The organism is Sulfidibacter corallicola, assembly GCF_017498545.1.
In the GTDB taxonomy this organism is placed as follows: Bacteria; Acidobacteriota; Holophagae; order Acanthopleuribacterales; family Acanthopleuribacteraceae; genus Sulfidibacter; species Sulfidibacter corallicola.
Genome location: NZ_CP071793.1, coordinates 8,206,302 through 8,220,205, shown reverse-complemented (window position 1 = coordinate 8,220,205; position 13,904 = coordinate 8,206,302). Strand labels below are relative to the sequence as shown.

Genomic DNA, 13,904 nt, shown 5'->3' with positions numbered 1-13,904 from the left:
TCAATCCCCGGGCGGAAGAAAACAATGAAGAATGTAAAGTGAATCGATTGCAGCAAGCAACCTCATGTTTACATATCTTTTACAAATCAACAAACCGGTTTCTGGGTGACAGACCTCACCAAAGCACTGAGTGCCAATAGCTTTCATCATAAAATTGTTTTCTCGACGTGATACACGTAATTTATTTCATCAAAACATCACCGATTTCATTTACATTTTCATTAACTAGTGCCCATCCAGAAACGGAAAGGCTGCCACGCCCAGGGTGGTTTGGCTGGATGGGCACGCGATCAGGTATCAGGCGTCAGGTTTCAGCAAGATACTTGTTCGAAGGTAATTAGCTGAAACCTGATACCTGAAGGCTGATAGCAGCTTGCATTGGAAACCCGACCGATCCAGAGGATCCCTAACAAAAACACCCTGTTTCTGGATGGGCACTAACTGGCTCGCTCCTGTGCATCGTCCAGGGCCTCAACTCGCGCCGAATGGTTCCGCAGCTCGTTTTTTCAGCAAAACGGAAAAAGGCCGATTCCCCGCCAAAGCGGAGAACCGGCCTGATTTTTTGACACAGCGTTGGTTTTAGGCGTGGCGTGTATGGCCCTGCTTGGATGTGACTCCAAAGGATTTTTTTTACCACCGAGGTCACAGAGATCGTGGAGTTCGACCCTTCCTGAAGCAGATACCCAGCGGCGCTCCCTGGGCATCGTCAAATCTATTTCAAGAAGCCAGGAAAAATCGAAACCAGGTCTTCTGTGGTAGAAGAAAATCCCTCGTCAAACCACCACGGCCACTAGGAAATGAAGCCTTCGATCAAGGCCGCAGCAACATGCCGTTGACCCAGAATCGGTTGAACGAATCGCGATAGTTCGCCCAATAGTCGAGCCCCTGTTTCAGGTCGTTTTTGGCGAACAGCTTCTTCTGCCCTTCTTTCTGGAAGGAAATCGAAAGCCGGTTGCCACCCTCCGCTTTCCAGGCGAGTTGGTGGTAATCGCTGGACCAATCCCAATCGGGAACGCCAGGCTGGAGTGCGACCTGACTGTCCAGGGTCACCTGCCACTGGGTAGGAATGATGCCTGGCAGCAAGATCGGCATCGCCCGTTCGCGATCCGGTTCGTGCAGGTGGCCACGGGTCGAGGTCGTGACGGCCCAAGGCAGGCGGAACCCGTCAGCGTCGCGGCGCAGGAAGCTGGGCCACATCACCTCGAACACGAGCTGGATCTCGGCACCGCCCGACGCCTTGTGCTCGGACAAGACGAGGTCGACCACCGCAGGCAAATCGAAATGTTGGCGAACCGCCCATTCGCAATCGCGCAGGGCGCCCGCACGATAGGCGCGGCGCAGGCCGATCGCATCGCCACTCTCGGAAACCTGGAGCTTGCCGGTCAGGGTCATTTCGGCGTCCAACGAACCCGTCAACTGAACCTTCAACCCCTCCGACTCCAAACCGGTGTCGGGGACCGCCAACCAGAGCGCGCGATCGGGCAGGCACACCATCACGTTGCGCCCGCGAAAGACGTCGGGCAGGAACCCGAAGGTGGTGTTCTTGGAGGTGGGATCCACCAACAGGAACCGTTGGCCGTCGGCCTCCACCTCGGCAGCCAGACCCAGGCTCTTCTGGAGCGGGATCGCGGCGATGACGTGGTTGAAATGGAAGGGGCTGACCAGGGAGCCGGCATTGGGATAACGATCGGATTCGATGGTGGCCAGGGCCGGCAGGACCGGGATTTTGGAAAGTCCGGCGCGGTACATCAGGCAGCCCACCATGTCCTTGCAATCGCCGTATGCGCGGCGTTCGACATCCTTGCCCGCGGCGGGAATCCACGAACGGGACAGGCTGAGGTAGCGCTGCTTGTAGGTCAACCGCTCGACGAGTTCCTCGTGGACCTTGCGCAGGGCGGCCTCGTCGGCAATGGGTTCGCCAGCCTGGCCGGCGCCAACCGCCGCACCGAACGAACGGTGGTACCAGGCCGCGAACGCATCCCAGCTCTCCATCGGCGCGGACTGGCCGTCGCCGCTCGGGAAGAGAATGAACACATGGGGCAGACTCTCGCCGAGCGAAGGCGCCAGCGGCTCGGATTTGATGCCCGGCACCGAGCTCATCATGAGGCGGTTGCCCTCGATGCGGTGTTGAAGGCCCCACTCTTCGAAGGCGACCGGCCTGAGCGAGGCACCCGCGATGTTGGCGTGAATGACGCGCTTGGCGATGGGATAGGAGCTGACCGGGAACACGAGGTCCTGAGGGAAGAAGCTGCGGCGCTCTTCCTTACTTTCGAAGACCACGATCGAGCCCGGCCCGACCTTTTCCAGCATGGCCAAAGTGACATTTTCGTTGCTGAGGTATTCGCTGTCGGCCACGCCGACGGTGATGACGTTGCCCTTGTCCAGGGTGTTGATCTTGCCGCTGGCGGCACGGTGCCAGCCGCGCAGGCGCTTGACCTTGGTGCTCTCCGTGTCGCCGTCGATCCAGAACACCGAAGCGTAATCCACCGCGCGTTCGCGCAGGACGCGCTGCACGATGCGGCGTCGAATCACCAGGTGTCCGCGGCGGGTTTCCTCGATCACGGTCTCGTCGAGCAGGCGCCACATGTCGGCGTCTTCCGGAGGTTGGGCGCTGGCGGTTTCACGGAGGGCGGCGTCGGCCCAATCGGGAAGCGAGCGGAACTGCGCCTTTGCGGGTTGTAGAGAGGCCACCAGAACGAGGGCGGCAAAAGGAATCACCATTAAACGAGGCAGGTATCGCATCAATTCACTCCTTCTTTGGCAACGGCGATGGTCTGGAAGATGGCTTCCTCGACCCAGGCCAGAAAGATTTTGAGATCGCGCTCCTGCTGCGGACCGAGAATGCTGTTCTTCAGGATGATCTTGCGTTGAACCACCACGCCCTGGCCCGATCCCTGGACCACATAGGAGACACTGCCGATCCCGTTGCTCTTGGTCCAACTGGGGTCGCCGCGCAGGGCCCAACCCGCCGGCAGCGTGATTTCGGCCACATCGGTCAGCTCGCAGGGATAGTCCAGCAAAATCGGCTGGTTGCGATCCTTGGGCCAGATGGTGGGGTTTTGGAACGGCAGATAAGTGCCGGGAAAGGGATCGAAGGTGAGCCAGCTATACTCGGAGTCCAACTGGCTGTGGGCCTGCAAGGTCAGCTTGACGATGCTCTTGGTGGTGTCGTTGTTCTCGATGGTGAGATTGTCGATTTCGTAGTCGTGACCGAGGCGACGGCGCCAGCGGCGTCTGGCCTCGTGAACCCGTTCTTCCTCGGGCAAGTCCCAATAGCGGTATTTGATCAAGGCGTTGTGGGCGCCCGAGCCCTGACGGGTCATGGTCACGTCCAATCGGCGCTTTTGGGAGAGGTTCATCTGGAAATGACGCACCAGGCGGTTGTTCTCGGGTCCGAACAGGGGCACACCCACCTGCTCGTGGGCCCATTTGTCGGCGGGGTTCACGGCCAGGGCGCGCGTGCCCTGGAAAGAGGTGGGTAAATAGCCGGCGGGGAATTCGGTGGCCCAGGCACAGAAGACGGCCGTGTTCTGACCGTCGTGAACCTCGAAAAAGGGACTTCCGAAGGCGAGAACGAACGGGTTGCGTTCATTGGGCCGGAACGGTGCCTCGTCGGTTTGGGTCGCAAACAGAATGCGGTGGTCGATCTTCAGGTCCTCCAGCGCCCGAAAATAGATCATGCTCATTTCGAAGGTATCGGCCCAGCCGCGTTCGAAACAGGTTTCGAGGGTGTCGTTGTCGCGCTTCTTGGTGGCGCGGTAGGCCGCCAATTGTTCGGCATTCATCAAACGCGTGCAGGCCAGGCGCGAGTGAAGCCGCTCCAACAGGGTCTGGGCGGCGGTAATCATATTTTTCGGACGCTTGCCTTCGAACTCCATGTGGGACTTGGCATTGCTCAGCCAGCGGCGGTAATCGTCGCCCAGCTTGCCTTCGTTCATGAAGGACTTGACCCGCTCGCGGCAAAAGTTCTTCCAGAATTTCTCGGTTTCCTTGGTGGTATCGGGGTAGGTCTTGAAGCCGAGCACGAAGGCCATTTGCGGATCGTAATGGGCGTTTCCGAAGGGGTGCCATTTGGCCGGCGGCACGTTCTCGTAGGTGAGGATGGTGGGCCGCGTCTTGCCGCCACCGATCTTCGTCATCTTGACCGGCTCGGCGGCGGAACTCCAGACGTAACGGGTCATCAGGTATTCGCCCCTGTTCCGCAGGACGGGAATTTCGATCGTCTTTTTCAGTGCGTAGAACGGCTCTTGAACGAAGTAGCGGTGATACTGGCTGCCCTGTGGCAAGCCGTCGTCGGAGGCGTAGGTCCACTCCAGTTCCACCACGCAATCGTTGGTCAGGCCCGGCGGCACCAACAAGAGCGACTTCTTTTTTTCGTAGCGGGTCTTGTAGGCCAGAACCTCGACGAAATCTTCCTTTTTGTCGAAGGTCACGACGGTGCCGTCGCGATCGATGACGCGCCCTTTGATCGAGCGCACGAGGCCTTCCTCGTCGATCAGCTCGGCCGCGGCCTTGCCGCGTTCGGAAAGGATGCGAATCATGCGGTAGCGACGAACATAAATGTCGTTGAGCTGCCAGTAATCGTTGACGATCACGGCGTCGCGAATGTCTTTCTCCGGGTTCTCGTCAATGTGCCACACCGAATCGGGCAGGGTTTTGCCGTAATCCGGCAGCGAGCCGGCAGTCAAGGCGGAGGCCAGCCCCGAACCGATCCAAAATAAACAAAGTACCAATGAACGGTTGATCAACAGATAACTCCTACTCGTGATAAATGAGCAATCACTCCTAAAAGCGGGAAAAGCGCCCGCACGGGTTCAGACAAAATCCAGGCACTCCACATTCTTTGATACGAGCGTGTTTTCCCGTTCGCAAGAAGGGTATCTCCTAGCGGAACGGCGCCCTACAGAACGCGATAAGGCAAGCGCCCACAGATGATTGGCCGAAAACAACGGACTGTGATCAATACTTCACAGACATGCTCGACCCATCCCTGAAACGCGTTCCAAGAAAAGTGATGTAGCCGGATTGGGGTCATTCGCAATAAGTGAGCATTCATTAGCAAAGGGCGTAAATTGCCCAATAAAAGGCTTAGAAAAAATGCACGCTCCATCCGTTCACGCACTGGCGCGAGATTTCCCGAACCGAAAAAAGGAAATTCAGGGATGGGCACGTGGTGAATGTTCACTCTCGAACCTCAATGAATATACACGAATATTTGAAATCTTACCAAACTTAAACTGACCGTTTTTTTCCCGAGAGACACCAATCTCGTCGAGAAAGCCAAAACCGCCTTGCCATCACTGCATTTACCAAAAAGATCGTTTCATGACGAATCAGAAAATCCAGACTGCCGATTTGACACCCGGCTGCACGCTCGAAGAAATGATAGAGGCCGATTTTCGCGATGGAGACAAAATGGAGGTGATTTGCGACAAGGTCACCATCGTGGACACCCACAAGGACGCCTTAAGGAAATGTTCAAGGTGCATCCCGACAAATGGCCCAACAACGAGCGGTCACCAATTGGTCGAGCAAATGGTGACCACCCGAATTTTCATGGACGCCAAACAACTGGTCGGGTGGACGGGCATCTCGCCGGCCGATAACGCTCAGTAGCGGCGATAGGCATCGAAGCCGTTCCGGAAATAGTCGACCTCCCCTTGGACAAATTCTCGGGTACGATCCCTGACATGGCGAACAGCATCCTGGCCGTGCTCGAGCCAATCACCCACCGCCGGAATAAGTTCGACCTCCGCTCCCGGTACCGGCAATCTACTGTGAATGGTATCCACCGCTCCGGCGATTCGCTTTTCGACGGCTCGCTCGTAGGCATCCCGCGACGTGCGATCCCTGGGATCACCATGGCGGCTGAAGGCGTCATGGTAGTAATCGGAACCTCGAAGATCTTCCACCAATTGGTCACGATCGAGCCTTCCAAGAGAAATGACCGTCAGAAAATCCATCGAGTTCCGGCGTAAACTGGGATCTCCCCCCAAGAGATTTTTGGTCAATGTCGCCGTGACACTGTCGTGTCTCCCTTCGGTTCTTCCACGCAGAATTTTGATGACATCGTGGGCCTTGAAACCCAACATCTTGCCAAGCCTGATGGTACCTCCGGCGGCATAGAGCCCGACCGCCGCCGGCCCCAAAGCGGAGGCGAGGGGTGGCATGATCAAGGCGCCGGCACCCGCGGCCCCACCCAAGATATCGGCGGTGCCACTGGCGTGGAGCGACAAGTCTGCATTACGACCGTGACGTAAGATGGCGCGCATGTGGTTCGCGGCCTCGGCCAGCTCCGGAATCGTTTCGAATTCCTGCAAGGATTCCAGCAGGCCACCCCGGACTTTTCTGGATCGGTGAGCGGTCATGTTTTCCTCGACCCCCGTAAGGACGGAAAAGAGCTCGTAGCCGATCCCCAAGGGTATGGCCAAGCCACCCAAGTCGAGCATTTTTGCCACCCGATGGCCACCCGCGACGGGTGCGACTCTCGAGTCGAGCCTCGCGAAGGCGAAATCACCCGCAATGCCGGCCATTTCGGCAACTGGCGATGGGAATGGGGTGCCGGACGCAGCCACCGTGTTTTTTGCGACCAGGCCGGCCTTGAGTCCGGTGTTGACCCTCGCGCCGACCCTCCCCGAAGAACGGCTCCTCCCTCCGCTTCCGCCGAACTTTTGTTTCAGGGAGTTCATCATCATGCCGCCGATATCGCGGTGGGTGACGGGGTTTCCACCCACAAATGCGAAGAGGTTCAGGCCATCGACCGCGCCCGCCGGGTCCGGGCGCATCCAGCGCCCCAGCCAGGGGCAGTAATAGCGCATGCCGTAGTAATAAAGTCCGGTCGTGTCGTCTTCCTCCTTCCCTGAATAACGGTAGTATCGTTGCTTCACCTCCACCTGACTTTTGGCCGCCACGATCGCGGTACCGCCGAACGGGTAGTACTCCTCATAATTCATGACTTGGCCTCGGTGATCCAAGGTCAGGCAGTTGGAACCCAGATCGTTGGTGAGCTGGTAGCGCAATTGATAGGGCTTCGCTCCTCGTTTGGGCTTGCCCAGGACCTGATAGCCCCACCGGCAGGATGCCACCAGTTGGGTCCAATGCCATTCCTCGGTGACGGTGGCGCCCTTTGCCGAGGTTTGGCTTTTCCGTCGAATTTCGAAAGGGCCCAGATAGATCGCTTCGGATATGTGGACCACCCCACCTCCCGCGACTTTTTCCGTGACCTTGCGCACCCGCTTGCCCCCGGCATCATAGACGTAATATTCGGTATCCGATGGCGCGCCCGTGCGGGCGATGGTCGTCGCCCGGGCGAGCCGGTTCCGGTAATCCCATCGAATGCCGTCCAGGCCGAGCAGGGTTTGCTGGTTCCCGTGCGCATCGTAGCTGTAGGTCTTGGTCGGTTGTTGGCCAAAGGTGCTGGCGTGCAACCGGTTGTTGTCCGGGGCAATGGTCATGGTTCGGCCGGGGCCTGAAACGTTGGCTCCGCGATGTCGCATCGAGATGAGGTTGTTCGCGGCATCGTAGCGATAGGTCTGGGTGTAGTTCTGCAAGGCTTTGCCGTTCGCGACGGGATCCGCCGCGGTGGGCAGGTCCTGGAGGCCCTGGATGCGGTTTTGGTGCTGCTGCATATTTTGCCACATACTCGTGTGTTCGCGGCCCGACGCCGAGCGCAGGCGGTAGAGCGTATCGTATCGGTATTCACCCTTCGCCTGGACCGCGGCATTCTTGAAAAAGACCCTGGGCATGGCCTCATCCGTAATGCTGGTCACGTTCCCCACCGGATCGTGGTGGTAGGTGAGATCTTGGAACACCTTTTCACCGGAGGTGGCCACGCTGGTCAAATTCACCAAGCGGAAGTTGTGAGGATCGTAGTGATATCGGGTCTCCACCCCATTGCCGTAGGTGGTGACCAGGGGCTGGCCCTTTGCATTGTAGGTGATTTGGTCGATGTGCGGCGTGGCCTCGATCCCCGCCTGGCTTCCCCCTTTACCGGCCAAGGTTCCAGCCGTCGTCACCGACGAGATGACCCGGCCCAATGAATCGTACTGCGGCGTGAGGGTATTCCCATCGGGATCCGAACTTTCCCGTGGTCGACCAAGCGCGTCGTAGCGCGATGTGGTGGCATAGGTCGTGGCTTCCAATGCCGCGATGATCTTGCCCAAATCCAGTTGGTTCAATTCATCCGGTTGGCTGAGATCTCGGTCTTGCAGGGCTGCGGCCACGGCTGTGAGCGTCGCATCCGTGAGGTCCCAATCGGGATGCGTCTGGTAACGGGTCGTGAGCACTTTGCCCGCGGCGAGCGGTTGACCGTGCAGGCTGAAAAAAGGATTCAACGACAAACCGGAGCCATCGAAATGAAGCACCGGTCGGCCCACCACATTGCGGGACCCCGCAAAGGCGTCGGGAAGAAACGGCGTGGTGCCCGAAAGCCGCGAATCGCTGTACAGGGTTCGTTCCACGATCTGGTCGAGCTGCAGGCCAGGATCGATATCACCCGAATTGGACACGTGAACGGTGACCGGGCGCTGCAAGACATCGAACCGACGCCGGGTGGTGGTGCCCCGCGAGTCATAGTGCCAAAAGGGGTGACCCACCGCGTTGACGAGCGTCCAAGTGGTCCCACCATCGGCGGAGAACTGTTTGACGACCTGTTTGGCGAGGCTGTAGCTCGTTTGCGAATTGACTTTGTTTGCGGCGCGCAGGCGCTGATCGCTCGTCGCGAGCAGGTTGCCCAACAGATCGTATTGCCGGAATGTGGCGTTCTGCTGGTTTTCCATGGTTTCACCAAGAGGTGGTTGCCAATTGGGCGGGAAGACCTGCCGGCTTTCCACCACACGACCCATATTGTCGAAACGGGTCGAGACCGGCGTATTGAAACAGGGCCTGGCTTTGTCGAGGCTGGCGCCGTCCACGTCCTGGGAGGGCGAGGTTCCCGTTTTCAGGTAGGTCCGGTAACAGCCTGAGTCTTCCACGGTATCGTTGGCATCGAAATCAAGCCCCTGCCAGACCGAAGGCCCAAAGGCCCAAGGCAGGCTTCCGTACAGGGTCCGGTCCACAAAACCCGCTTGGTCCTTGGGGTTGGGCGTGCCCACCAGCCAGGAACCGGCCAGCGTTTTGGTCAAAAATCCTTGCGGACTGAGGGTCAGCTCGGCGTGACCCGTGGCGCCATAGAACAAGGTCGTCGTCGACCCCACCCGATTGAGCGCTTTCTCGTTCACATACAGGTAATCGGGCGAAAAAAACGGTTCGAATTTTTGGATCGGTCGACCCTTGTCGTCGTAGCGAACCGCCCCCGAAGTGAGCCAGCAGGAAGTGGCCTGGCGCTCCGCCACGCGTTGGGTTGCGATATCCCAGGAACGCACCGTCTCCGGGCCGTTCAAAAAGGCCTTGCTCTGGAGGTGGCGACCGAATCCATCGCTGTAGGTCACCGCTTTTCGGATGGTTCCCTTCTGCACGTCGTCGACGGGATAATCTTCCGCCACCAAGGCGGCGAAGTGATTCGGTGTCCCCGACAAACGATCGAACACCTGTCGTTTCTGGGTCGCCGTCAAGGAGAGTTCGGGTAACAGGAGCTGAAGACCGGAATCGAGCCGCCGAAATGCCTTGGTGGGCATTCCTCGGACATCGAGATACCCCTGCCGAACCAGGCACTGCCGAAGTGCCGCCGTATCGACACCGATCACTTCGGCCAATTGGGCCTGGCTCACGGGCCCACCGGCCCAGGAAAAGAGATCGTAGTAGAAAAATGTGGCCGCTTGCTGAAGAAAGGCTTCCGGCTTCGCCATGATGTCGGCCAGGTTCGGTTCGGCCGGGACCTCGTAATGACGCAAGGGTGCGAAGCCCACAGGACGGCCGGTCTCGGTGCCGTAAAAGGAGGAGGCCACCACCATGCCCAGTGGGTCGAAAAGCACCTCGGAAGTGTTGCCATCGATGTCCAGCATTTGGACCGGTGCCAAGCGCTGGTAGTCGATTCTCGTGATCTGGGTGCGATGCCCCACGGGGTTGGTGACTTCCGTGACCACGAGGCGATAAGGATCGTGGGCATAGCTGGTCCGCGGTACATCGGCCGGTAGTGGCGGTGCACCATGGACCACGTGTGGGTACTGCAGGGGATCGAACACGGCCTCCGGCACGTAGAAGTCGCGGTATCCCCGGTAGGTCTGCGCGCTCCCGGGATTCCAGAGATATCGAGTAGCCGGTCCCCCATCGGGATCCGTTTCCGACATCGTCACGTAGCCGACCTGGGCATCGGAGAGCAGCGCGACCGGATCCTTCGCCGCCGGCGTACCGCCGAGGTCCTTGGCCAGTTGGGTTTTGTCGAACGCCACGGCCTCACTGCGGTGGAGCAGGACTGGCGCGGCGACCCGCCCCAGTGCCAATTCCGTTTGGGTATCGGCGTCGAAATAGTAGCTCCGCGACCAGTGCCACAACTGATGATCCGCGCTGTCGAGGTGGCTGGCGATGCCGTCGAACGTGAAGTAGCCGTTGGGTGCATCTGGTGTCAGCCCGCCCGTGATCTCCAGGCTTTTGCTCTGCTCGGGAATGCCCAGCATGTAGAAATCCGCCGCGGGAAGTTCCGGCGTATTGATGACCTTGTGCTCGCTGACCACCACCCTCAGTTCGGTTTGCTGGGCGGCGGTCTGGGGATCCAGAGACGTGGGCACCCGAGCTTTGCGACGCGGGTAGCGCACCTTGCATGCTTTGAGCACCTGGCCGTATGGGTCCCGCGCAAGCGAGAAGTCGTGTTCGACACGGGGATCTGCGGCGTTTCGGCCATAGTCGTAATGGATGCTTTGACGACGGTGCAGGCCATACACACCGTAATGGTTTCCGGCTTTGGGTTGCACTTGCGCCACCGCGAATTGGGCGTCGGAAATCGTGTAGGGTACATCGGCCCAACGCGTACCGTCGTTGCCGTAGAACTCGCTATGGAGCACGGAGCCATGCAGCACGCGGTAGGCCTCGTGCCAATCATCGGCGTCGGGATCGGTCGCCAACGGCAGGTCCAGTGCGTCGGCAAAGGCCTCCCGACCCAGCGTTTGCCCCTTGGTTTTCCCCTGGAACACCGAATAGATCTGGGTCCGATATGCCGCGAACATGGGATTCAGAGGCAAGGCGTCGGCGTCGGACGGCAGGTCGAGCACGCGACCGGCCGCGTCGATGAGTCCGCGATGCCGCAACAAGGTCCAAAGCGCGGCAATATCCAACCATTGAAACAGCGTGGCGGGCAGTACATGCGCCAGCGGGTCGGCCTGCAGATCGCGGTTCCAATATTCATGCTCGCGGTAGTAACGCAGCAAGTCGTCGGCTTCCAGCCAGGCACCGGTGTGATACCACGTTTTGGTGAGGGTCGGCGGGGTGCTAGGCGCGTCCTGTTCGGGTGTCACCTCGGGATCGAATGCGGAGAAATCGCGCGCATCCGTGCGATCCACCCGGCCGAACCCGCGGAATTCACGCGCGAAGCCGTCGTAGAAACCGTGGTGGTACCGATATGAACGGGTCGTGGTCGTATTCGAAATCAAATCCAGGTGCGTGATGGACTGGATGACCTGAACCGGAAATGGCAGCCGGGTGATCCAGGGCTGGCCCTCCTTCTTGTCTTCGAGGTAATACTCGGTGGAACTGGCATAGCGAATCCTGGTCTTGGCCCCCATGTTGTTGATCGTTTCGGTCAGCAAGTAAGGTTTTTGCGAGACGAGCTGCGCGTTGCCGGCCTCGTCGATCCATTGGGTTTGGCTGAAATCGTAGTACCACTGCTTCGGCGCGGGTTGCGCGGTCGTCATCACGAGGCACTGGGTGCCGCCGCCGCGCACGTCGGCGAACTCGATGTGATCCAAGGGAGTCCAGCGAACGGGCAACGAAATGCGGATGGGGTGGTTCGCAAAGCCGTTGCCGCTTTGATTGAGGTAGATGTCCACGTGGTCCACGCCGATGTAGGCCAGGTCCGTGGTGCCCGAGCCGTCCACATCCGCGAGGCGCAATCGGCTCTTGTCGAAACCCGGCCCAAAATCCGGTGCGTTGGCCATGACCACGCGTTTTCCGAAGGTGCCGTATCCCAGGCTCGGCCAACACTCGACCAGCCCGTTGCGGACCCGCACGAGCTGGGCCGGTCCCAAGCCGCACATGTCGGCAAACGTCAGCAGCGTTTGTCGGCCGGATTCGGAGGACAGCGGCAGGTCCGCCGCGTGGGTTCGTCGCAAGGCCTCCCCGTAACCCCTTTCGCCCTCGGCGGGGTAGACGCGGACTTCCGATTTGGTGATTTGCAGGAGATCCGCCTGCCCGTTTCCGGTCACGTCCACCTGTTGATTGAGCGGATCGTGGAAGTCGGAGGGGAAGGTGTCGAAGGTGTGCCAAGCGCTCCAGGTTTCGTCCTGTTCCATTTCGAAAAATCCGGTCCGGGTGGGGTCGCTCACGAGGAGATCCAAATGCCCGTCACCCGTGACATCCGCGAGCGTGTGATCGGCGCCCCGATCGCGACGACCGAGTGGGAACGCGAGGTCATCCGAAGCACCGTACGCGATGCCCTGCGCCGCGACCGTCTTCGGCTCCCGGTAGCGCACGGTTTGTCCATCGGCGTACAAAAGGCCGGAAATCCCGCCCCCGAAAAGGTCCACCATTCGGTAATGAGGCGCCCGCGTCAGCCCGCTGAGCGCCGCACCATCTTCCCGAGTCATTTCGGCAAAGGGGTGGGACCGATATTCGGGGTCGGCCGGTGGAAACGCGCTGTAGCCAAGCTCCAGCGGCGGCAGGCTCTTGCGGGCGTAGGTCTTGGACACGGCATCGTAGTGAAACCCACTGTGGGTGACGCCCGCCAGGAGCGAACAGGTGGGCGACGCCTCGTAATCCAGCGTCAACGCGCTGACCAGCACGGGATCGGCGGTCCCGAATTCGGCCTCTGGGAAGCGATGGAACGACAGGACTCGTCGACACAGTCGGTAGGTGCGGATTTCGAAGCCGGCCCGGTAATCGGAAAATGGATCCTGGCGGCATGCCCACTCACTTGCCGAGAGCCTCTCGTAGGGTTGGTGATTTTCCGGCGGTAGGCTGTATTGACCGTAATCGAACGCGATTTCGAAATGCCAGTCGAGGGTGGCCGGGTCGACGCCCGCAAGCAGGATCGAGCCGGCATAGGGTTGATCATTGCCGTAGAAGACGTGGCCCGGGTAGCGCTGGGCGGCGGTATCGCGGTTGGCGGCCAGCGCCGAATCGACAATGTTTTGGCCATTCTCGGCCAGGTAGGTGTACATCTGATGGTTGCCCTTGTCGTCCCAAATCTCCTCGAGCAGCCATTTGTAGATCCGACCGGGATCCTTCGAGTCGGCCACCCTTGCCGCGGGGTTGAACCCGAAAACGCTGGCCACATTGGATGGAGAGGTCACCTTCCAAAAAACCTCCGTCGCATCGTCGGGGTGCGTGAAGCGCTCGATGCGGTCGTGGGCGCCATCGGTTCGCGGCCGGAAACGGTCGACGAGGTAGGCCACGCCGTTCACGGTTTGGGTGGATTGCACCGGCACACCTTCTTCGAGCACCGGCACCAGGCAATCCGCGCCGGAATGGAGGAAGGTATCTCGATCGTCGTAGGTGGGAATCCGTTTGGAAGTTTGCCGGGATATCTCGGGCAGGGACAGATCACAACCGAGCCCGAAGGGGCCGTTGCCGCCCCCGGAGCTGTACTGGATCGCCAGGCTCGGTGTGAATCCGCGACATTCAGTGGCGGAGATCGGGATCGCGAGGCCCGCGGTCCCGCTGAACTCGTGGGGCGTGAAGGTTTCGCCGAGGCCCTTCAGGTCGCCGCCTCCTTTGGGCAGCTTGGGTTCGATGACCTTGATGGGGTGCTCGGAGCCGGTCGTCGTGTGTGTGGTACGCATCGTTTCTCCCTCAGTCATGGCGTCGTCGGTAGGCAG

At 59.7% G+C, this 13,904-nt stretch carries 4 protein-coding genes; 1 reads left to right on the top strand and 3 read right to left on the bottom strand.

Features of this window, described 5'->3' with window-relative positions:
• Positions 1–810 precede the first annotated feature (810 nt).
• A complete protein-coding gene (locus tag J3U87_RS25070) occupies positions 811–2,742 on the bottom strand; it encodes a DUF3857 domain-containing protein (RefSeq protein ID WP_237378528.1) in 1,932 nt (643 codons plus the stop codon).
• On the bottom strand, positions 2,742–4,748 hold the full coding sequence (locus tag J3U87_RS25065) for a hypothetical protein (protein WP_237378527.1): 2,007 nt from the start codon (positions 4,746–4,748) through the stop codon (positions 2,742–2,744). Before J3U87_RS25065 ends, J3U87_RS25070 begins: the two co-directional genes overlap by 1 nt.
• 577 nt (positions 4,749–5,325) lie before the next feature.
• Between J3U87_RS25065 and J3U87_RS25060 the strand changes: the two genes are divergently transcribed.
• Positions 5,326–5,616: a hypothetical protein gene (locus tag J3U87_RS25060; RefSeq protein WP_237378526.1), complete on the top strand. Its 291-nt coding sequence runs from the start codon at positions 5,326–5,328 to the stop codon at positions 5,614–5,616.
• On the opposite strand, the gene J3U87_RS25055 is transcribed toward J3U87_RS25060, so the two are convergent.
• Complete coding sequence (locus J3U87_RS25055) at positions 5,610–13,868, bottom strand: SpvB/TcaC N-terminal domain-containing protein (protein WP_237378525.1); 8,259 nt, start codon at positions 13,866–13,868, stop codon at positions 5,610–5,612. The genes J3U87_RS25060 and J3U87_RS25055 overlap by 7 nt on opposite strands.
• Between the last annotated feature and the right edge of the window lie 36 nt (positions 13,869–13,904).

What these genes read in the sequence shown, in the direction of transcription:
- J3U87_RS25070 (WP_237378528.1), bottom strand. Translation starts at nt 2,742, where the DNA reads ATGCGATACCTGCCTCGTTTAATGGTGATTCCTTTTGCCGCCCTCGTT.
- J3U87_RS25060 (WP_237378526.1), top strand. Translation starts at nt 5,326, where the DNA reads ATGACGAATCAGAAAATCCAGACTGCCGATTTGACACCCGGCTGCACG.
- J3U87_RS25055 (WP_237378525.1), bottom strand. Translation starts at nt 13,868, where the DNA reads ATGCGTACCACACACACGACGACCGGCTCCGAGCACCCCATCAAGGTC.